This window comes from Mycobacterium sp. (assembly GCF_032159765.1).
In the GTDB taxonomy this organism is placed as follows: Bacteria; Actinomycetota; Actinomycetes; order Mycobacteriales; family Mycobacteriaceae; genus Mycobacterium.
The window spans coordinates 25,778-45,392 of record NZ_JAVHWM010000179.1 but is presented as its reverse complement, the minus strand read 5'-3'; the positions used below and the strand labels follow the sequence as shown (position 1 = coordinate 45,392).

At 66.1% G+C, this 19,615-nt stretch carries 20 protein-coding genes; 8 read left to right on the top strand and 12 right to left on the bottom strand.

Annotation, left to right across the window (positions count from 1 at the left end):
- Positions 1–2: 2 nt before the first annotated feature.
- Both QOH60_RS23110 and QOH60_RS23105 read right to left on the bottom strand, forming a co-directional pair.
- Positions 3–1,541, bottom strand: a complete 1,539-nt coding sequence (locus QOH60_RS23110) for a glycerol-3-phosphate dehydrogenase/oxidase (RefSeq protein WP_526424205.1) — start codon at positions 1,539–1,541, stop codon at positions 3–5.
- Complete coding sequence (locus tag QOH60_RS23105) at positions 1,534–2,118, bottom strand: TetR/AcrR family transcriptional regulator (RefSeq protein ID WP_526424204.1); 585 nt, start codon at positions 2,116–2,118, stop codon at positions 1,534–1,536. Before QOH60_RS23105 ends, QOH60_RS23110 begins: the two co-directional genes overlap by 8 nt.
- A gap of 47 nt (positions 2,119–2,165) precedes the next feature.
- Here QOH60_RS23105 and QOH60_RS23100 point away from each other — a divergent pair, with 47 nt between their 5' ends.
- The 3 genes from QOH60_RS23100 to QOH60_RS23090 all read left to right on the top strand — a co-directional run bounded on the left by QOH60_RS23100 (position 2,166) and on the right by QOH60_RS23090 (position 5,281).
- On the top strand, positions 2,166–3,746 hold the full coding sequence (locus QOH60_RS23100; RefSeq protein WP_526424220.1) for an FAD-binding oxidoreductase: 1,581 nt from the start codon (positions 2,166–2,168) through the stop codon (positions 3,744–3,746).
- Positions 3,743–4,654, top strand: coding sequence for a diacylglycerol kinase (locus QOH60_RS23095; protein ID WP_526424203.1), 912 nt, complete (start codon positions 3,743–3,745; stop codon positions 4,652–4,654). The genes QOH60_RS23100 and QOH60_RS23095 overlap by 4 nt, the downstream gene beginning before the upstream one ends.
- 111 nt (positions 4,655–4,765) lie before the next feature.
- Positions 4,766–5,281, top strand: coding sequence for a hypothetical protein (locus QOH60_RS23090; RefSeq protein WP_526424202.1), 516 nt, complete (start codon positions 4,766–4,768; stop codon positions 5,279–5,281).
- Here the strand turns inward: QOH60_RS23090 and QOH60_RS23085 are convergent.
- The 3 genes from QOH60_RS23085 to QOH60_RS23075 form a co-directional block, all read right to left on the bottom strand.
- On the bottom strand, positions 5,278–5,790 hold the full coding sequence (locus tag QOH60_RS23085; protein WP_526424201.1) for a DUF3145 family protein: 513 nt from the start codon (positions 5,788–5,790) through the stop codon (positions 5,278–5,280). The two genes, QOH60_RS23090 and QOH60_RS23085, sit on opposite strands and share 4 nt — an antisense overlap.
- Before the next feature lie 105 nt (positions 5,791–5,895).
- Positions 5,896–6,720: a serine hydrolase domain-containing protein gene (locus QOH60_RS23080; RefSeq protein WP_526424200.1), complete on the bottom strand. Its 825-nt coding sequence runs from the start codon at positions 6,718–6,720 to the stop codon at positions 5,896–5,898.
- Complete coding sequence (locus tag QOH60_RS23075) at positions 6,717–7,769, bottom strand: class I SAM-dependent methyltransferase (RefSeq protein WP_526424199.1); 1,053 nt, start codon at positions 7,767–7,769, stop codon at positions 6,717–6,719. Before QOH60_RS23075 ends, QOH60_RS23080 begins: the two co-directional genes overlap by 4 nt.
- A gap of 42 nt (positions 7,770–7,811) precedes the next feature.
- Between QOH60_RS23075 and QOH60_RS23070 the strand changes: the two genes are divergently transcribed.
- Genes QOH60_RS23070 through QOH60_RS23060 form a run of 3 tightly spaced genes read left to right on the top strand, consistent with a single transcriptional unit; the run spans position 7,812 to position 10,608 of the window.
- Complete coding sequence (locus tag QOH60_RS23070; RefSeq protein WP_526424198.1) at positions 7,812–8,897, top strand: S-(hydroxymethyl)mycothiol dehydrogenase; 1,086 nt, start codon at positions 7,812–7,814, stop codon at positions 8,895–8,897.
- Positions 8,897–9,520, top strand: a complete 624-nt coding sequence (locus tag QOH60_RS23065) for an MBL fold metallo-hydrolase (protein WP_526424197.1) — start codon at positions 8,897–8,899, stop codon at positions 9,518–9,520. Before QOH60_RS23070 ends, QOH60_RS23065 begins: the two co-directional genes overlap by 1 nt.
- A 5-nt stretch (positions 9,521–9,525) precedes the next feature.
- Positions 9,526–10,608: a class I SAM-dependent methyltransferase gene (locus QOH60_RS23060; RefSeq protein WP_526424196.1), complete on the top strand. Its 1,083-nt coding sequence runs from the start codon at positions 9,526–9,528 to the stop codon at positions 10,606–10,608.
- 83 nt (positions 10,609–10,691) lie between these two features.
- Here QOH60_RS23060 and QOH60_RS23055 read toward each other — a convergent pair whose 3' ends face one another.
- The 3 genes from QOH60_RS23055 to QOH60_RS23045 form a co-directional block, all read right to left on the bottom strand.
- Positions 10,692–11,414, bottom strand: coding sequence for an SHOCT domain-containing protein (locus tag QOH60_RS23055; protein WP_526424195.1), 723 nt, complete (start codon positions 11,412–11,414; stop codon positions 10,692–10,694).
- 20 nt (positions 11,415–11,434) lie between these two features.
- Positions 11,435–13,324 carry an Hsp70 family protein gene (locus QOH60_RS23050; RefSeq protein WP_526424194.1) on the bottom strand — a complete coding sequence of 630 codons (1,890 nt, stop codon included), beginning with the start codon at positions 13,322–13,324 and terminating at the stop codon, positions 11,435–11,437.
- Between the two features lie 80 nt (positions 13,325–13,404).
- On the bottom strand, positions 13,405–14,475 hold the full coding sequence (locus QOH60_RS23045; RefSeq protein ID WP_526424193.1) for an NAD(P)H-dependent amine dehydrogenase family protein: 1,071 nt from the start codon (positions 14,473–14,475) through the stop codon (positions 13,405–13,407).
- Positions 14,476–14,530: 55 nt separating this feature from the next.
- Here QOH60_RS23045 and QOH60_RS23040 point away from each other — a divergent pair, with 55 nt between their 5' ends.
- Complete coding sequence (locus QOH60_RS23040; protein ID WP_526424192.1) at positions 14,531–15,808, top strand: cytochrome P450; 1,278 nt, start codon at positions 14,531–14,533, stop codon at positions 15,806–15,808.
- Here the strand turns inward: QOH60_RS23040 and QOH60_RS23035 are convergent, their stop codons facing one another.
- On the bottom strand, positions 15,809–16,228 hold the full coding sequence (locus tag QOH60_RS23035; RefSeq protein WP_526424191.1) for a hypothetical protein: 420 nt from the start codon (positions 16,226–16,228) through the stop codon (positions 15,809–15,811).
- A 135-nt stretch (positions 16,229–16,363) separates the two neighbouring features.
- Between QOH60_RS23035 and QOH60_RS23030 the strand changes: the two genes are divergently transcribed.
- The gene (locus tag QOH60_RS23030; RefSeq protein ID WP_526424190.1) at positions 16,364–17,122 is read left to right on the top strand and encodes a deoxyribonuclease IV; all 759 of its coding nucleotides are present in this window, start codon (positions 16,364–16,366) and stop codon (positions 17,120–17,122) included.
- Here QOH60_RS23030 and QOH60_RS23025 read toward each other — a convergent pair.
- From QOH60_RS23025 to QOH60_RS23015, 3 genes are all read right to left on the bottom strand, one after another.
- Positions 17,116–18,099 (bottom strand): hypothetical protein, encoded by a 984-nt coding sequence (locus QOH60_RS23025; RefSeq protein WP_526424189.1) that lies wholly within the window; start codon positions 18,097–18,099, stop codon positions 17,116–17,118. The genes QOH60_RS23030 and QOH60_RS23025 overlap by 7 nt on opposite strands.
- Before the next feature lie 41 nt (positions 18,100–18,140).
- Complete coding sequence (locus QOH60_RS23020) at positions 18,141–18,953, bottom strand: hypothetical protein (protein ID WP_526424188.1); 813 nt, start codon at positions 18,951–18,953, stop codon at positions 18,141–18,143.
- 141 nt (positions 18,954–19,094) lie between these two features.
- Entirely contained in the window at positions 19,095–19,601 is a 507-nt protein-coding gene (locus tag QOH60_RS23015) for a hypothetical protein (protein ID WP_526424187.1), read from the bottom strand.
- Positions 19,602–19,615 lie beyond the last annotated feature (14 nt).

Genomic DNA, 19,615 nt, shown 5'->3' with positions numbered 1-19,615 from the left:
TTCTATATCGCCGCGGCGAGGAGTTCCTCCGCCACCGTGACCACACGGTCGCGGTCCTTCTGGACGAGGCCGATCCGGGTCCTGCGGTCGAGGATGTCGTCGATGTCCAGGGCACCTTCGTGGCTGATCGCATACTCGAATTCGGCTCGGGTGACGTCGATTCCGTCGGCCACCTGCTCCGACGGGCGCTCGCACGTGGCCTCTGCGATGACGTTCGGTGCCTCGGCGCCATAACGATCAACGAGTGATGTGGGCAACCGGCCCGAAACATGCACAGCAGAGCCAGGATTCGCGGGTGCGCCGATCAACGGTAGGTTGCGGGTTCGGCACGGCCCAGCGATCAATCCGCGAGACTCGATCACGCGATCCAGCACGTCTTCGGCCATGTGCCGGTACTCGGTGAGCTTGCCGCCGATGATACTGATCACCCCTGCGTCAGACTCGATGATCGCGTGGTCGCGGGAAATGTCGGCGGTCCGGCCCTCCCCTGTATCCACCAACGGCCGCAGCCCCGCGTACGCGCCGATCACATCCTTGGGCTCAAGGCCGACCTCCAGCGCCGTGTTCACCGTGTCGAGCAGGAAGCCGACTTCATCTGAAGTTGGTTGTGGCACATCGGGAATCGGGCCCGGGGCATCCTCGTCAGTCAATCCGAGGTACACCCGGCCCAGCTGCTCCGGCATCGCGAAGACGAAACGGTTGATCTCGCCCGGGATCGGGATCGTCAGCGCAGCGGTCGGATTGCCGAACGCTGCGGCATCGAACACCAGATGCGTTCCGCGGCTGGGCCGCAACCTGATCGAGGTATCGATGTCCCCGGCCCACACTCCGGTCGCGTTGATCACGGCGTGCACGTTGACCTCGAACGACTCACCGGAGCGCAGGTCGGTCAGCCGGACCGACTCCCCGGTGACGTCGGACGCCTCGACGTAGGTGAGGATCCGGGCGCCATGCTGGGCGGCGGTGCGGGCGACGCCCACCACCAACCGTGCATCGTCGACGAGTTGGCCGTCATAGGCGAGCAGTCCGCCGTCCAGCCCGTCGCGGCGAACCCCGGGCACCAGTTGGGCCGTGCGCTTCGCGTCGACGCAGCGTGAGCGCGGCAACACGGATCCGGGCGTGCCAGCCATCCGCCGCAGCGCGTCGCCTGCGACGAACCCGGCGCGCACCAACGCCCGATTGGCCCGGCTCATCGCCGGCAGTAGCGGCACCAGCTGCGGCATCGCGTGCGCCAAATGAGGAGCGTTGCGCGTCATGATGATTCCGCGCTCAGCCGCGCTGCGCCGCGCGATGCCGATATTGCCTGTCGCGAGATAGCGGAGGCCGCCGTGCACCAGCTTGCTGCTCCAGCGGCTGGTGCCGAACGCGAGATCGTGCTTTTCCACCAGCGTGACGGTCATGCCGCGGGCGGCGGCATCCAGCGCGATTCCGGTTCCGGTGATGCCGCCACCGATCACAAGGACGTCGACGGTCGGGCCGTCAGCGAGTGCAGAGATGTCGGCGGCGCGGCGGGCAGCGTTGAGCGCTGCGGGGTTAGCCATGGCGAAGGTATCCGTTCAGCGAGTGGGTCAGTTCGCGCGCTAATGCGTCCTCGTGGAGGATCGAGCGCACGATCTGGGCGGACTGGATGGTCGACTGGGTGATCAACAGCACCATCGCGGCAAGCTGACGCGGGTCGCCCTCGCGCACGCTCCCGTGTCGTTGTGCCGCTTCGATTTCCGCGGCCGCGGCATCGATCAGCAGCTGCTGGCTGGTGCCGAGCCGTTCGGTCACGTAGACCATCGCCATTTCCGGCGACGAATGCAACACGGACATGATCAGCTCGTCGCGGCGTAGCCGGCCGGCCGCCGCGACGATCCTGTCCACCAGCGCTTCCCGGCCCACGCCCCGCACCGGCAGGTCTCGCCACGCTCCGACAACGCGCCGGGTGAGCAATGCGGCCAAGATCCCCCGGGTATCGGTCCAGCGCCGATACACCGTAGGGCGGCTGACGCCAGCGCGGCGAGCGATCTCGGCGAGAGTCACCCGGTCGACGCCGTAGGCAGTGACACAGCTCGCCGCGGCATCGAGGATGCGCTCCCCGATGTCTAGGTGGATGTCGTTACTGGTTGACAGCATGTGTAATACTGTAACGCATGTCGACGAACTCCGCACTCCTGCCCCCGATGAGATGGAACGGCTGGGGTGACCCGGCCGCTGCGAAGCCGTTGTCCGACGGAATCCGCTCGCTGCTCGAGCAGGCGCTTTCAGTGTCGGACACGGAGATTGCCGCACCGGAGATCGACGAGGTGCACGTACGTCCGTCGGCGTTGACGGCCGCAGACCGCGACGCGCTTTCGGCGATCGTCGGCGACGAGTTCCTCCTCGTCGACGACGAGGCCCGGCTGCTGCATGCGGGCGGCAAGTCAACACTGGACCTGCTGCGGCGCAAGGACATTGAGCAGGACGCGCCCGACGCGGTCGTGGTCCCGGCGGACGAGGACGAGATCAGTGCGATTCTGTGCCATTGCTCTGCGCAGCGCATCGCGGTCGTGCCCTTCGGCGGCGGCACCAGCGTGGTGGGCGGGCTGGACCCGCTGCGCAACGGATTCGACGCCGCGATCACGTTGGACCTTCGCCGCCTCGACGAGCTGCACGCACTCGACGAGGTGTCGGGGGAAGCGACACTCGGCGCGGGCGTCACAGGTCCGGATGCGGAACGCCTGCTTGGCGAGCACGGGTTCTCGCTCGGGCACTTCCCGCAGAGCTTCGAGTTCGCCACGATCGGCGGATTCGCCGCGACTCGGTCGTCGGGCCAGGATTCAGCGGGCTACGGACGGTTCAGCGACATGATCCGCGGCATCCGCGCGGTCACTCCCGCGGGTGTGGTGGACTTCGGCCGAGCGCCCGAATCGGCGGCCGGGCCTGACCTGCGGCACCTGATCATCGGCTCCGAGGGCGTGTTCGGCGTGATCACGCGGGTACGTCTGCGGGTGCACCGGGTACCGGAGTGCACGCGTTACGAGGCGTGGTCGTTCCCCGACTTCGACAGCGGCGCAGCCGCGTTGCGCGCCGTCGTGCAGACCGGCGCCGGGCCCACCGTCATCCGGCTCTCCGACGAGGCCGAGACCGGGGTCAACCTCGCCACCGCCGACAGCATCGGCGAGGACCGCATTACCGGCGGCTGCCTGGCGATTACCGCGTTCGAGGGCACCCCCGACCACGTGGAGAGCAGGAGCACAGAGACCAGCGCGGTGATGCGGGCCCATGGAGGCACGTCACTTGGCGAGGGTCCGGCGCGCGCGTGGGAACACGGCCGGTTCAGTGCGCCCTATCTGCGTGACTCGCTGCTGTCAGCAGGCGCATTATGCGAGACGTTGGAGACGGCCACCACGTGGTCGAACATCCCTGCATTGAAAGCTGCTGTCACACAGGCGCTTACCACGTCGCTCGCGGAATCGGGAACACCCGCGCTCGTGCTGTGCCATATCTCGCACGTGTACCCCACGGGCGCGTCGCTGTATTTCACGGTCGTCGCCGGCCAGCGTGGCAACGTGATCGAACAGTGGCTGGCAGCGAAGACCGCTGCGACCGATGCCATGGTCCGGACGGGCGCGACGATCACGCATCACCACGCCGTCGGCGCCGACCATCGGCCGTGGATGCGCGACGAGATCGGCGACCTCGGCGTCGAGGTGCTCAAGGCGGTCAAGGCCACGCTCGATCCCGCGGGAATTCTGAACCCGGGCAAGCTAATTCCGTCATGAACCGGCACGAGATCGGCTGGGTGACGCTGCTGACCAATCCCGCGTCGGGGCACGGCCATGCGTCGCACGCTGCGGAGCGAGCAGTTGCGCAGTTCCAGCGCCGAGGCGTCGACGTTGTTCAAATCGTCGGCCGCGACGCGGAGCACGCCCGTCGTCTGATTGACGAAACGATGGCCAAAGGCACCGATGCGTTGGTGATCACTGGCGGCGACGGCATCATCTCGATGGCACTGCAAGCGTTGGCGCGCAGTGACGTTCCGCTCGGCATCATCCCGGCCGGCACGGGCAACGACCATGCGCGCGAATACCGGCTTCCCACCGACAGTCCCGAAGCCGCAGCCGACGTCGTCGCCGACGGCTGGGTTCACACGGTCGACCTCGGAGTCATCCGCGCCGACGACGGTTTCCAGAAGTGGTTCGGCACGGTGATGGCCGCAGGGTTCGACTCGTTGGTGACGGACCGCGCTAACCGAATGCGCTGGCCGCACGGACGGATTCGCTACAACATCGCGATGCTCGCGGAGCTCTCGCAGTTGCGGCTGCTGCCGTTCCGTCTCGTGCTCGACGGCGAGCGGGAAATCGTCGCCGACCTGACGCTTGCCGCGTTCGGCAACACCAGAAGCTACGGCGGCGGAATGCTGATCACCCCCAAGGCCGACTACACCGACGGGCAGCTCGACATCACGATGGTGCATACGGCGTCACGCATCAAGCTGATTCGGCTGTTCCCGACGATCTTCAAAGGCACACACATCGACCTCGACGACGTGACCACCGACCGCGCGAAGACGGTGACGGTCGAGTGCCCGGGCATCAACGCCTACGCCGACGGCGAGTTTGCCCGCGCACTGCCGGTCGAGGTGTCCGCGGTCAGCGGCGCGCTGAAGGTTCTTGCTCCGGCGCGATAGCGGCTGGCGCCGGGACAATCGCGCCGAAATCTGCACCAGGGTCGTGGTTCTACAAATTCAACAGCCCTAGTGCAGAAATCGACGATCACGGTGCGCTGCTAGCATCCCCGGGTGGTCCGCACCCTGGCATTACCCGTGACCCTCGCCGCGATCGCACTGGCTGTGACGCCGGCGGCGGCCGTCGCGGATCCGCCCGCGACCACCACCTACGCGATCGGCAAGTGCGTCGTCAGTCAGGATCAGCCGGCCCAGGCGCGGCCCGCCCGGTTCGACTACAACTGCGACGGCACCGGCGTGATGGACACGATGACCTGGACGTCGTGGAACAGCGACGGCGCGAAGGGAACGGGCACCGACACTTCCGTCGAGTGTCAGCCGAATTGCGCGCAGGGCGCCAAGCTGACGAATCCGATCGTCGTGCATGCGTGGAACGCGATGCCCGCGTCCGACCCCGCATGCCCTCAAAACGTCAACTTCTACTCCGACATGACCATCGCGTATCCAAAGGCGGCCCCGCCGTGGATCAAGCCGGGCACGAACTGGGATGTCGGAACGGACTTCGCGACGGTCGACGGCATGCCCGCGGTGCACTTTTCAGGGCTGAAGCCCAACTGCCTATCGGGCTAACCCACTCCCCTGTTCAGCCAGCTCACCTCGGCACCGTGACCGCCATCGCGGTACGGCTCCAACGCGTCGTCCCACGCGGTTCCGAGCACCGAGTCGAGCTCGGCCAGCAGCGTGTCGGCGCCTGAGGCCATCAGCGCGCGCAGCCGCATCTCCCCCACCATGATGTCGCCGTTGGCGCTCATCGGCCCGCTCCACAACCCCAGCTGCGGGGTATGGCAGAACCGCTGTCCGTCGACGCCGGCGCTCGGGTCCTCGGTGACCTCGAAGCGCAACACCGGCCAGGACCGCAACGCGTGCGCCAGCCGGCTACCCGTCCCGACCGGACCGATCCAGTTCGTGACCGCGCGGAGTTGGCCCGGCATGACCGGCTGAGGGGTCCACTTGAGGTTCGCGTGTGCATTCAGGGTCGACTGCAACGCCCACTCGACATGCGGGCATACCGCGGCCGGCGAGGCGTGGACATAGACCACACCCGTCGTCGCGTCGGCGAACTGGTTCGACGCACGCATCTTCAGCTCCTTCGGCTCCACGAGGGACGTCTTCCCCAACGACCTGGCGAAACCGGCAAGCTTGGTTCGTGCGTTTCTATTGTGCCCTGTGTGGCACATGTTGCGCTAGTCTGCGGCAAATTCCGCCAGCACCGTGTCTGAGAATCCTGGCCATCGCTCGCGCGCCCAGTCCCCGAAGTCGCGATCCGTCAGCACGACGAGAGCCAGGTCCACGTGCGGGTCCACCCAGAGGAACGTGCCACTCTGCCCGAAGTGACCGTAGGTGGCCTGCGAGTTCTTCGAGCCCGTCCAGTGCGGCGACTTGTCGTCCCTGATCTCGAACCCCAGCCCCCAATCGTTGGGCCGCTGCACCCCGAACCCCGGCAGCACGCCGTCCAGGCCGGGAAACTGCACGGTCGTCGCCTCCTCCTGAGTCGATGGCGCCACCAGCTCCGGACGCAGGAGCTCACCGGCGAACAGGACCAGATCGGCGACCGTCGACACCCCGCCGTAGCCCGATGCTGCCGCGCCACCGTCGAGCATCGAGTCGGACATGCCCAGCGGAGCGAATACGGCGTCGTGCAGATAACGGTCGAAGGCGATGCCGGACTCGTCCCGTAGCGCCTCGGCCATCAATTGAAAGCCGTAGTTGGAATAGACGCGGCGATGGCCCGGCTCGTTGATCCGATCGCCGGAATGCATCCCCAGCCCCGACGCATGCGCCAGCAGGTGGCGGATCGTCGACCCGGGCGGGCCTGCCGGGGTGTCCAACTCGAAGACGCCCTCTTCGACGGCGACGTGCGCCGCGCGGGCCGCGAGCGGCTTCGTCACGGATGCCAGCGGGAATGGGCGGCCCTGGTCGCCGAAGGAAGCCAGCACGCCCGACGGCCCGACGACCGCCGCCGCCGCGTTGTCCACCGGCCAGTCGGCGATCGCGTCGAGAGCGCTCACTTCGTGGCGACGTAGTAGTAATTGATCGGGTCGGTGTCGACCTCCTCGACCCCCACCTGGGTGAAGCCGGCGTCACCGAGCATCGTCAACGCGAGTTGGCGGCCCCACGCCGTGCCCAGTCCCGCACCGTCGAACGCTAGCGAAACGCTCATGCAGTGCATCGTGGACACGGTGTAGATGTACGTCGCCAACGGAACGCCGATGTTGTCCTCCAGCTGGCTGGATGCCTTGATGTCGACCATCAGGAAGACGCCGGCGGGCCGTAACGCCTGATAGATGTTGTGCAGCACACGATCCGGCTGAGCCTGATCATGGATGGCGTCGAACGCGGTGATCACGTCGTAGGCGTCGGTGATGTCCATGTTGGCGAGATCGCGCTGCTCGAAGGTCGCGTTCGTCAGGCCGAGGCGCTTGGCTTCCGCGGCGCCGACGGCCAGACCCTCGTCGGAGAAGTCGAGTCCGGTGAACCGGCTGGCCGGGAAAGCCCGCGCCATCACATTCACCGCATGTCCACTGCCGCAACCGAAGTCAGCAACATCGGCGCCTGCTCGCAGCAGTTCCGGCAACCCGGACGCGAACGGCAGGATGGTGTCCACCAACGACGCGTCGAACACCTCGCCGCTGTTTTCGGCCATCAGCGCATGAAAGCGGGGGTATTCGGCGTAGGACAGCCCGCCGCCGTCGCGGAAACAGCCGATGACCTTCTGCTCGACCTCTCCGAGCAGAGGGATGAACTGAGCGGTCCGCGCAAGATTGTCCGGTCCGGCCGCTCGCGTCAGCAGGGCGGCGCGTTGCGGCGGCAACGAGTACAGGGCAGCCACCGGCTCGTATTCCACCACACGGCCGGACGTCATGCCGCCCAACCATTCCCGCACATAGCGTTCGTTGAGCCCGGCCGCCTCGGCGATCTGAGCACTGGTCGACGGCGGCAGATGGGCCATCGCATCGAGCAACCCGGTTTGATGGCCGATGGAAAGCAAGATCGCCAGGCTCGCGTTGTCAATCGTCCCCACCACGCGGGCGGCGAACTCCTCTGTGGTCTCGGTCATGGGATGAAAACCTACGCCGACGCTGCCGGTAAGTTGACCGGCATGAGCCAAACAGTGCGCGGCGTCATTTCTCGAACCAAGGGCGAGCCGGTCGAAGTGGTCGACGTGGTGGTGCCCGATCCGGGTCCGGGTGAGGTGGTGGTTGACGTCATCGCCTGCGGGGTGTGTCACACCGACCTGACGTACCGCGAGGGCGGTATCAACGACGAATTCCCGTTCCTGCTGGGGCACGAAGCAGCCGGCACGGTCGAGGCCGTCGGGGCGGGTGTGACATCCGTCGAGCCGGGCGATTTCGTGGTACTCAACTGGCGCGCGGTGTGCGGTCAGTGCCGCGCGTGCCGGCGGGGCCGGCCGTGGTACTGCTTCGACACGCACAACGCGCAGCAGAAGATGACGCTGACCGACGGCACCGAGCTGACGCCGGCGCTGGGTATCGGCGCGTTCATCGAGAAGACGTTGGTGCACGAGGGGCAGTGCACGAAGGTCGACTCGGCCGCCGACCCGGCGGTGGCCGGCCTGATCGGGTGCGGCGTGATGGCGGGCCTCGGCGCGGCGGTCAACACCGGGGCCGTCAGCCGCGACGACACAGTCGCTGTGATCGGGTGCGGCGGCGTGGGCGACGCGGCGATCGCGGGGGCGGCTCTCGTGGGTGCCAAGCGGATCATCGCCGTCGACACCGACGACGCAAAGCTCGCCTGGGCCAAGGATTTCGGCGCCACCGATACGATCAACGCCAAGACCACCGACGTCGTCGAAGCCATTCAGGATCTCACCGACGGGTTCGGGGCGGACGTGGTGATCGACGCGGTCGGGCGGCCCGAAACGTGGAAACAGGCCTTTTACGCACGGGATCTGGCCGGAACCGTCGTGCTCGTCGGGGTGCCGACGCCCGACATGCGACTCGACATGCCATTGATCGACTTCTTCTCCCGCGGCGGATCATTGAAGTCGTCGTGGTACGGCGACTGTCTGCCCGAGCGTGACTTCCCCACGTTCGTAAGCCTTTACCTACAGGGACGCCTGCCACTGGAGAAGTTCGTCAGCGAGCGGATCGGAATCGACGAGATCGAAGACGCCTTTCACCGGATGCATCGCGGCGAGGTACTGCGCTCGGTGGTGATTCTCTGATGGCCGGCATCGATCGCGTAGTCACGCACGGAACCTTCGAACTCGACGGTGGCAGTTGGGAAGTCGACAACAACATCTGGCTCGTGGGCGACGACGATGACGTCGTCGTGTTCGACGCTGCCCATGTCGCCGACCCGATCGTCGAAGCCGTGCGCGGCCGCAACGTGGTCGCTGTCGTGTGCACGCACGGTCACAACGACCACGTAACCGTCGCGCCTGCGCTTGGCGAGACACTCGACGCGCCAGTGCTGATGCATCCGGCGGACGAGATGTTGTGGCGAATGACTCATCCCGACAAGGAGTTTCGCGCGCTGGAGAACGGCGCAGTGCTCAACGTCGGCGGAACGGAACTGCGGGCGATCCATACCCCAGGCCACTCACCCGGCTCGACATGCTGGCATGCACCCGAACTGGGCGCGGTATTCAGCGGCGACACCCTTTTCCAGGGCGGACCCGGGGCGACGGGACGGTCGTACTCCGACTTCCCGACGATCCTCGCGTCGATCTCCCAACGGCTGGGTCAATTGCCTGGTGACACCGTCGTATACACCGGTCACGGCGACACCACGACGATCGAAGGCGAGCTGGTGAACTACGACGAGTGGGTGGCGCGAGGACACTGAACGACATGGCCGGCGACGCCCCGGGCCGACCCGCCCCGCTGGAGGCGACGGGAACCTGGACAGGCAGCTCACGAGTGCAACCGGCGTCGCTGCCTGCCGTAGAGCTGCTGCAGCGCGCAGCCCATGACGTGGAACTCCCGCAGTTTCCGAACACGATCGTGATCGCCGACTACGGCGCCTCGGCCGGGCACAACTCGCTGCTGCCGATCGGCGCCGCGATCTCCATCGTTCGCCATCGAGCCGAGTCCGGCCGGGCGATATATGTATTCCACGCCGAGGTCGCCGAAAACGACTACGAAGGACTGTTCCGTTCACTGAAGGCCGACCCGCAGAGCTACCTGCGTCACGACCCAGCCGTGTTCGCGTCGGTCATCGGACAGTCGGTGTATCAGCAAGTGGTACCGACCAATATCGTCACGCTCGGCTGGAGCTCCTGGGCCGTGCATTGGCTCAGTTCTGTGCCCACCGTCATTCCGGACCACGTGCACATTGCGGGCAGCCGCAACGAGGAGGCAATCAAAGCCTTTGCGCGCCAAGCCGCAGACGATTGGATCTCGTTCCTGTCCGCCCGCAGTCGCGAGCTGGTTCCCGGTGGTCGGCTCGTAGTGCTGACCATGGCGCGCGACGACGGCGAGGCTGGGTACCAGCCGCTTCTCGAGGCCCTTGCCGAGGAGCTGGGGGTGATGGTCCGCGAGAGTGTGGTCACCGCGAGTGAGGTGCTGAACATGGCGATACCGTCTGTCGGTCGCACCGAGACCGAACTCACCGCGCCGTTCGCGCCGAAGAACCGCTTCGCGGGGCTGACCGTCGAGCATATCGAGATCGTCGACGCCGACGACCAGTACTGGACCAGGTTTCAAAAGCACCGCAACGCAGATACTTTCGCAAAACAATGGACGGCATTCGCCCGGAAATCAGTGTTCCCCACCCTGATGACCGCCCTCGAGGCAGGGCCGACCGGTGCGCGCGCCGAGGATGTCGTCGCCCGCCTCGAGTCGGGCCTTCACCGACGGCTGGCGGGCAATCCGAGACGCATTCGCATTCCGCTGGCGATGATGCTGTTGGACAAGAGCAGTTGGCCGCGCTGAGTCTCTGCGGACGCGAGGAGCAAAAACAGTTTCTGCGGACGCGAGGAGCGGGACAGTTTCTGCGGACGCGAGGAGCGGGACAGCTACTGGCCGAGGATTCTGCGCTTCTCCGTCTCGAACTCCTCGTCCGTGAGTGCCCCTGATTCATGCAGTGATGCAAGGGTTTTCAGCTGTTCAAGACGGATTCCCTGATCGGTCGGCACATGGGGGTCCGCCGCGGGTGGCGGCAATGGCGGCCCGACCGAGAAGGTCGTGCCGACGCCGAGAGCCGACGGCCGGCGCGAGGTGCGCCAGAAGAAGATGGTCGCCAACAGGGCGAGCAGGCTTGCGGCGCCCAGGCCGCCGAAAACCCACGGGAGGAATCCGTAGGAGCTGTCGTGCCCGAATGCCAGCCGGGGGCTGATGAACGCGGTAACCGATCCTTTGGTCCGGATTGCGTAGTCGCCTGCCTTGGCGACGTGCACGGTCCATAACTGGCGGCGCGCGTCGTTGTTGACTGTGGTTGTGCCACCGACGGTGTCGCTGACTGAGGGATCTGTAACACCTTCTGGCGGAACGATCACGAACTCGAGATTCGATGGAACGGGCAGGCCGCCGCCGCTGGTGCTGCCGATGATCTGCGTGTGAAAACTCACCGTCACGTCGCCTGCGGGCAGTGTCACCGTGCCAGAACCCGGAATCGGCACCTCGCCATAGGCGTCGTACTTGTCGAACACGAACGCGTTGAGCGCCAGCGAGACGACGAATCCAATGATCGAGACGACGAGCAGTATCGACGTGACGCCGATGACGACACCCTTGCGCATGCCGTTATCTTGCGGTGCGGCTAGTGATTGCGCGAGGGATTCGACAGACCTGGGATCTTCGGGATACGCGGGATGGTCACCGTGACGGGTGACTGTGACGGCGGCGCGGCTGGCTGGCTCGCCGGCGGCTGCGAGGCAGGCGGCTGTGAGGCAGGCGGCCCCGCGAAGGCGGGCGGCTGCGCGGGCTGCGTGACGGTCTCGGTGACCGGCGCTGCCGTCACGGTCGTGGTTTCGGCGGGGGGCGGAGGTGCCTGCGAACTGGGCGCCGGATCGGCGGCCGCGGGCGGCGGAGCCTCGGCGGCGGGAGCGTCCGCTGGCGGCGCGGCAGGTGCTGCCTGAGGTGCTGGCGCCTGCTGTTGAGCCACCGGCGCCTGGAACCCCGCGGCAGGCGGGTCCGCCGGAGGAGCGGCTTCCTGAACCGGCCCAGCGGCGGCGGCCGGCGCCTCGGCGCCGCTGGCCGGCGCGCTCGCCGGCGGGGTCAGCGGCGTCGTCATCACCGTCTTCTCGGACTTCCCGAACGCGACTACCGCACTGGCTGCCAGCAGCAACAGCGCGGTCGCGCCGACCCCGGCCAGCGTGGCGCCACGCCGGTACCACGGCCGTTCGACGACGGATCGCTTACTGCGGCCGGCCGCGAACTCCATCTTCGGGCGCGCGCTGGACAGACCCGTCGGCTCCTGCTCGGGCACGTCCTCGGCGACCGCGACTTCCGGCTCAGGCACAAGTGGGGCGAGTGGCGGCACGTCGTGCGCCTCTGACCAGGCCAGCGCCTTGAACGACGTCGAGCGCGCGTCGGCGTCGGCGAATGCGGGAGCGGCCACGATGGCCGGCGCGGCCACCGTCGCCCTGTTGTCGGCAGGGCCCCGTGCTACGCGCAGGGCCGCCCCGGTCGCGGCGGCCAGCTCGGGCCTGGGCATGGTGATCACGGGCACGCGGAAGTGCTCGGACAGCGTGGTAGTCACCAGCGGGATGCGGGCGCCGCCGCCGGCGGACGCCACAGCGACAAGCTCATCGGAGTGAATCCCATTGCGGTCCAACGTTTCTTGCACAACGGCGACGAAGTCGGCCAGCGGTTGGCTAATCACGTCGTCAAGATCGGCTCTGGTCAGGCGGACGTCGCCGCGGAAGCCGGGAAGGTCTGCGGTCAACGACGTCACAGTCGCCCCCGACAACCGCTCCTTGGCGACCCGGCACTGTGCGCGCATCCGGTGAAGCGAGCCCAGCGCCGAGGTACCGGTCGCCTCGGCCGGAGCGAAGCCAGGCAGGTCCGCAACCACGCGGCTGAGGAGGGCCTGGTCGATGAGGTCGCCCGAGAAGTCAACGTGGCGAACCGTGGGTGCCAGCGGCGCGTAGCCGCGCGACGCGTCCAGCAGCGTGAGGCTGGTGCCGGATCCCCCGAAGTCACACAGCGCGATGACGCCCTGCGCAGGGACGCCGGCTTCCGATTGCAGCGCGGTGATCGTCGCGGCGGCGTCGGAGATCAACGTGACCGGTTCGCCTGTCCGCGACCATTCGGGCAGCTGCCGCAACGCGGCGCGCAGCGCGTCGACGGCGCTTTCCCGCCAATGGGCCGGATAGGTGACCACGGCGGGTTTGGCTGGCGGCTGGTCGCCGGTCGCGGTGTGAAGCAGCTCGCGCAGCGCGTCAGCGACCAGCAGCTCACCGCGGTAGACGGTACCGTCAGCGGCCACGATGCCGACCGGATCGCCCACCCTGTCCACGAACCCCGTCATCACCAGACCGGCTTCGGTCAAGCGCGGGTTCTCGCCCGGAACGCCCAGCTCGGGCGCCCGGTGCTGAAAGAGGGTCAGCACAGCTCGCCGCGCCACCGGCGTACGCGCCAGTTGCACGCCCGCGAACCGCGTTGCTCCTATGGACAGACCTGTGGCCTGCGGATCAGCCTTTGCCATCTCCCCATCCCAGATTCAGCGCGCCGCACCGACGCATAACCCTTCGATAGGTGAATCGCCGGCGGCGGCCGATCAGTTACTCAGCGAATCGTTCCCGCTCCGGGAATCAATGGCAAGTCGAGAGGTGTGACCCAGCCCGGCGCCAGGTCGTTGACGGCAGGCACCGCGTTCAATGCGCGCAGGCCAGTGGCCAAACACCCTGCTGCGGCGGCATCTCGGCCGGACCCGTCGGTGAATCGAAAAGCCGTCTCTTGGAAGATACTTGGAGTTCCCTCGATATCTACTCTGTACACGTCGTCCTCGGTGCCCGACGGCCAGTCGGGCGCGGCGTCGTGGCCGATCCTGTTGACGTGCTCGAGCTGAATTCGGGTCTCGCCCCTGTACACGCCGTTCACGGTGAAGCGGACCGCAGCAACGTTGCCGGGTGTGATGACGCCCTTGGCCGTCTTGCGTTCGACCGGCGTCACCCACTTCTCCCAGGTCGTGGTGATCTCGTCGAGCATGATGCCCGCGGCGTGCGCGATCATCGGCACCGTCGCCCCCCACGCGAAGACCAGGATGTCGCTGTTCTCGAGCAGCGGCGTGAACTCCGGCGGCTTGCCGATCCCCATCTCGTTGTCGTAGTCGCCGTCGTAGTTCGTGTAGTCCAAGAGCTCCGAAGCGCGCACCTTGCGGACCTCCGAGCACAGGCCCATCAATGTCATCGGGAACAGGTCGTTGGCGAAGCCGGGGTCGATGCCGGTGGTGAAACACGACGACTCGCCCAGCTCGCACGCCTCGGTGATCGGGACGATCCAGCTGGGCGGGTTCAGGTGCATGGTGGGCCACACGAACGGGGTCATCGACGTCGAGCAGACGTCGATGCCCGCACGAAGGAACCGAGACATCAGCCGAATGTTGTCGTCCGCGTGGGCAGCGGTCGGGCCGTAGTGCACCAACGCGTCCGGCTTCAACGCGATCAGGGCGTCGACGTCGTCGGTGGCGGCGATGCCCACCGGATCGACGCCGCAGATCTCACCCACGTCGCGGCCGACCTTGTCGGGGTTGCTGACTCCGACGCCCACCAGCTCGAAGTTGGGGTGCTTGACGATCTCGGGAATCACCATCTTGCCGACGAAGCCCGTACCCCACACCACGATCCGCTTGGTCATCGCTTCACCTTAGGTTGTGACGCTCAGCGCGCCCGACGGGTCTAGGCTCGCGAGCATGGGCATCGCGACCCGGCGCAACGGTGCGCCACCTTCCGACGTGCCACTGGCCGACATCGACCTTGCGTCATGGGAGTTCTGGGCGGAGGACGACGACTTCCGCGACGGCGCCTTTGCGACTCTGCGCCGCGAGGCGCCGATCTCGTTCTGGGCCGAGCCTGAATCGCCGGGCTTCGAGCCGGGCGCCGGGCACTGGGCGCTATCGAAGTTCAACGACGTCCACTTCGCCAGCCGGCATCCCCACCTGTTCAGCTCGGTACCCAGCATCGTGATCAACGACCAGAACCCGGACCTCAACGAGTTCTTCTCGTCGATCATCGTGATGGACGATCCCAGACACCTGCGTCTGCGCAACATCGTCAGCCGCGCGTTCACCCCCAAAGTCGTGGCCCGCGCGGATGAATCAGTACGGCAACGGGCTCGCCGGCTCGTCGATGACATGATCCGCAATCACCCAGACGGCAAGGGTGATGTCGTCTCCGAGCTCGCTGGGCCGCTGCCGCTGCAGGTCATCTGCGACATGATCGGGGTGCCCGAAGAAGATCACGAGAAGGTCTTTCACTGGACGAACGTGATCCTCGGCGCCAGTGATCCAGACCTCCTCAAGGACTACGACGATTTCATCGCGGTGTCCACGGAATTCGGCGCCTACTCGATGGCGTTGGCCGAAGACCGACGGGCCCATCCGCGCGACGATCTGACCACGGCACTCGTGCAGGCCGAGGTCGACGGTGAGCGGCTGACGTCAACCGACATCACGTCGTTCTTCATGCTGCTGGCGATCGCCGGCAACGAGACCACCCGCAACGCGATCAGCCATGGCGTTCTCGCGCTGACCCGATACCCCGAGCAGCGCGAGAAGTGGTGGGCGAACTTCGATGCGTTGAGCCGTACCGCGGTCGAGGAGATCGTGCGGTGCGCGGCGCCGGTGGTCTACATGCGCCGGCGCGTGACCGAGGACATCGAGCTGAGCGGCGTCAAGCTCAAGGCCGACGACAAGGTGACGATGTGGTACTGCTCGGCCAACCGCGACGAGGACAAGTTCGCTGACCCGCACTTGTTCGACGTGGCCCGCGACCCCAACCCGCATCAAGGCTTCGGCGGCGGGGGGGCCCACTTCTGTCTCGGCGCGAACCTGGCACGCCGGGAGATCGCCGTCATGTTCGAAGAACTTCACCGCCGGGTGCCCGACATCGTCGCTACCGAAGAGCCGGCGCGGTTACTGTCGCCGTTCATCCACGGGATCAAGCAGATGCCCGTGGAGTGGAGCGTCTGATTAACCGCCCGGAATGCTCATCCCCGGCTGCGGTCCGACCGGCGTCGGCGTGACGGTGGTGACGCCGTTGGACCCGACGTGCGGCGGGCCCGGCGGCTGACCCGGAACCCCTTGCCCCACCGGTGTGTTCTCCCCCGGCGCGGGCTGCGCGGCCTTGGTGCAGTTCAGCATCAGCGAGACGCGGTACATCGGCAGCATCTTCTGGCTGTCGACGATGCATTGGGCCTGTGGAACGTCGCTGCCGACGGAGCCACCGAACACCGGCCGGTAACGCTGCGACTTCAGAATCTTGACCGCCTGGGCGTACGTCTGTCCCGACACGTCGAGGGTGCCGTTGTCGCTGCTGGCCTGGCTGGCGCAGACGAACGCCATGGAACCGAGAGCCACCGATCCGGCGGCGATGGCGACGATCTTTTTCACAGGACCTCCGTAGGTGGCTGTCGGTGCGAAGATAGCGTACAAACGCGGGCAGCAAAACCGACAGACCCGTGCAGTGACCGGTTCGTCACCGGGCGCACTGGGACTCTCCCACCCAGCCGCCCCTAGACTAAGGCCGTGCTCATTGGTTCGCACGTCAGCCCCGAAGACCCGCTCGCAACCGCCGAATCCGAGGGCGCGCAAGCAGTACAGATCTTCCTCGGAGATCCGCAGAGCTGGAAGAAGCCGAAACCCCGCGACGACGCCGCTGCGCTGCGGGAATCACCCATTCCGATCTACGTGCACGCGCCCTACCTGATCAACGTGGCATCGGCCAACAACCGGATACGCATCCCGTCACGAAAGATCCTGCAGGACACCTGCGACGCGGCCACCGACATCGCGGCCCAAGCCGTGATCGTGCACGGCGGCCACGTCGACGACGACGATCTCGATGCCGGTTTCCAGCGGTGGGCCAAGGCGCTCGACCAACTCGAAACCACAATCCCCGTGTACTTGGAGAACACCGCGGGCGGTGACCATGCGATGGCCCGCCACTTCGATGTCATCGCCCGGCTGTGGGACCACATCGGCGACAAGGGCATCGGCTTCTGCCTCGACACCTGCCACGCTTGGGCCGCGGGCGAGGGGTTGATCGACGCCGTCGAACGGATCAAGGCGATCACCGGCAGCATCGACCTGGTGCACTGCAACGACTCCAAGGACGCCGCAGGGTCGGGACGCGACCGCCACGCCAACCTCGGTGCCGGCGAGATCGACGTGGATCTACTGGTCGCGGTGGTCGAGGCGGCGGACGCCCCGGTGATCTGCGAGACGGCAGACGAGGGCCGCAAGGACGACATCGCCCTGCTGCGCGATCGAACCTCGCGTCAGTAGCCGTACGGCGCCGTCGCGAGCGCGGCGGTGCGCTGGCCGGTCTTAGCCATCATCGCCGCGATCAGCGCAACAACCGACACCAGCGTCAGCACACCGACTGCGATGCATTGGATGATGAAGTTGGTGTTCAGGGTGTCCATGACCTCTTTCGGCGGCGGTCCCTCTGCATCTGCCGCCTTGCGAAAGTCGCCGCTAAACCACCAGAAGACGCCGTTGTAGGCCCACATCGCGTCGGTGAACAGCTGCTTCGCTGGACCGACTACTTTGTCGATCACTTCCTGCTCAATATCGCCCTGACTTTTCGCCTCGGCTATTTGTGAGTTGAGTTTGTCCAACATCGCATTACGCGCAAGGAAGCCGATGACAGCGGAACCGACGGTGATGCCGATCAATACCACCAGCGACAGGCTCGCCAGCACACGGCCGCTCCCGCGCCGCCCGATCAACAAGAACCCGGCGATCAGCAACAACAATCCGAACGCAACCTGCACGATCGAGGAGGTGAGCAACCACGTCCAATGCCAGTCGCTCCTGAAGTCCTTGAAGATCAAGTGCTTGGTATCGTCTGCGTGCTTGAACCGCTGAATCAAAAACGGCACTGACCACGCCGTGTGCGCGAGGCCGGCCAAGATGGCCAGAATTCCTGCGAACATGCCGCCGCCGCCCCCACCCGACGAACCGGGCTGGTAGCCGGGCGGTGGAGCCGAATACTGCTGTGGCGCTTGCCCATACTGCGGTGGCGCTTGGCCATACTGCGGTGGCGGCGCGTACTGGGCGGTGGGTTGTTCGTACTGGCCACCGGCGTATGGATCAGGTCCTTGCGGATACGTCGGGTATGCGGTCGTCGGCGCGTTTCCCGGGCCGGCGTCGTATGAGGGCGGCGGGGGCGGCTGCTGGATCCGCTGCGTCGGTTCCGGCTGATCGCCGCCGTAGGTGTAGCCGGCACCGAACTTGCTCGGTGGTAGTTGGTCGCTCATTTGCTCTCCCGCTCTCCCGCTGTCCCGCTCAATAAATGTGGTCAGTAGGTGTACTGGGCAGGCATGGCGCGTTGACACCATCGCGACGTGGACGGCGTCAAAACCAAGATGAAAATGATCAGCTCCACAACCAACGGTAATCCATACGCCAGCAACGCTATCCGAGTCACTTCTGACTTCGTATCGGCACCGAACGACGTGCCGCCGCCGACGGTATCCCCGAACGATGTCAGCGCCTTCATTGCACCGTAGATTCCAACCAAAACGAGTGCGTTGTAGGCAATCCCCAGAATGGACGCAATGGCGATCATGGTCCTGCCGCTGCCGCGGTGGCGGAACAACTGAATAGCGCCTATCAAAGACAACAGGCTGACGAGGATAACTCCGACCCCCATCGCGATCAGGAGGAAGACGGATCCGTTGTTCCCACCCGAGTATCCCGACGTCAGAATCTCTATTGCGTACCTCAGAACTTGTACCCAGCTCACCGACAGATATCCGAACCAAAGTGCGATGACGAGGCTCAGCACCGCGGCGGTAATCGCGGTGCCGCCACCGCCGGATCCACTCGCCGCCGATGGCGTGGAGTACCCGCCCTGGGGTTGACCGTAGGACTGCGGTTGACCGTAGGACTGCGGTTGTACATACGACGAGGGCGCGCCATATTGGCCACCGGCGTATGGAGTAGCCCCCTGCGAGTACGTCGGATACGCGGTAGTCGGTGCGTTCCCGTGGCCCGCGTCGTATGAGCTTGGCGGCGGGGGCGGCTGGTGGATTTGCTGCGTCATGTCAGGTTGATCGCCGCCGTAGGTGTAGCCGGCGCCGAACTTGCTTGGCGGCAATTGGTTACTCATCTGCTCTCCTGATCGGTTTAAGAACCGTACGGCGCGGACGCAAGAGCCGCAGTCTGGTTCCCCGCCAGGGGGGACGCGCTCGGTGGAATTTGATTGCTCATTGCATCCCCCTGCTTGCTGAATTCTGCGCGCGATCGCTCGTCACCACAGCTCCGGTATCTGGTTCAGCGGATCCAGGATCACCGGGATCGGCAGCGGTTCTTTGAACGTGAGGGTGAACGGATGCCTGGTCATTCCGGGGCGCAGCCCGCAAACGTCACCGTTGGCCACCGTCAGCGAGCCTGCAAGCGTGGCCTGGTCCCAGGCGTAGGTGTAGTTCACCGGCGCCCAGGTGCCGTCCGCACATTTCGCGCCCTTGTCCTTCTTGATCGGCAATGTCCACAGCCCGTTGACCTTGTGCGCATCTTGGACGTACGGGGGGAAGTCACTTGCTGGCCCCAGGTGTGGAGAAACCATGGTCTCGGTGTGCAAGACGCACCCCGCCACGACACATGTCGGATATATGGTCCACGTTTCGTCGGGTGCACCGTCTTGGTGATAGGTGTAAATGCCCTGCATCGGCTCCTCGACCGCCGAGGCGGGGCTGGCGTTTGCCACGGCACACGCACCCGCAATGATGATCGCGGCCAGCACTCGTGTAGTTCGCACGACGCTAAGTATCA

Excerpts from the sequence above, each read along its gene's own strand:
- QOH60_RS23110 (WP_526424205.1), bottom strand. The coding sequence starts at position 1,541 with ATGGCTAACCCCGCAGCGCTCAACGCTGCCCGCCGCGCCGCCGACATC.
- QOH60_RS23105 (WP_526424204.1), bottom strand. The coding sequence starts at position 2,118 with ATGCTGTCAACCAGTAACGACATCCACCTAGACATCGGGGAGCGCATC.
- QOH60_RS23100 (WP_526424220.1), top strand. The coding sequence starts at position 2,166 with ATGAGATGGAACGGCTGGGGTGACCCGGCCGCTGCGAAGCCGTTGTCC.
- QOH60_RS23095 (WP_526424203.1), top strand. The coding sequence starts at position 3,743 with ATGAACCGGCACGAGATCGGCTGGGTGACGCTGCTGACCAATCCCGCG.
- QOH60_RS23085 (WP_526424201.1), bottom strand. The coding sequence starts at position 5,790 with ATGCGTGCGTCGAACCAGTTCGCCGACGCGACGACGGGTGTGGTCTAT.
- QOH60_RS23075 (WP_526424199.1), bottom strand. The coding sequence starts at position 7,769 with ATGACCGAGACCACAGAGGAGTTCGCCGCCCGCGTGGTGGGGACGATT.
- QOH60_RS23070 (WP_526424198.1), top strand. The coding sequence starts at position 7,812 with ATGAGCCAAACAGTGCGCGGCGTCATTTCTCGAACCAAGGGCGAGCCG.
- QOH60_RS23065 (WP_526424197.1), top strand. The coding sequence starts at position 8,897 with ATGGCCGGCATCGATCGCGTAGTCACGCACGGAACCTTCGAACTCGAC.
- QOH60_RS23060 (WP_526424196.1), top strand. The coding sequence starts at position 9,526 with ATGGCCGGCGACGCCCCGGGCCGACCCGCCCCGCTGGAGGCGACGGGA.
- QOH60_RS23055 (WP_526424195.1), bottom strand. The coding sequence starts at position 11,414 with ATGCGCAAGGGTGTCGTCATCGGCGTCACGTCGATACTGCTCGTCGTC.
- QOH60_RS23050 (WP_526424194.1), bottom strand. The coding sequence starts at position 13,324 with ATGGCAAAGGCTGATCCGCAGGCCACAGGTCTGTCCATAGGAGCAACG.
- QOH60_RS23045 (WP_526424193.1), bottom strand. The coding sequence starts at position 14,475 with ATGACCAAGCGGATCGTGGTGTGGGGTACGGGCTTCGTCGGCAAGATG.
- QOH60_RS23040 (WP_526424192.1), top strand. The coding sequence starts at position 14,531 with ATGGGCATCGCGACCCGGCGCAACGGTGCGCCACCTTCCGACGTGCCA.
- QOH60_RS23025 (WP_526424189.1), bottom strand. The coding sequence starts at position 18,099 with ATGAGCGACCAACTACCACCGAGCAAGTTCGGTGCCGGCTACACCTAC.
- QOH60_RS23020 (WP_526424188.1), bottom strand. The coding sequence starts at position 18,953 with ATGAGTAACCAATTGCCGCCAAGCAAGTTCGGCGCCGGCTACACCTAC.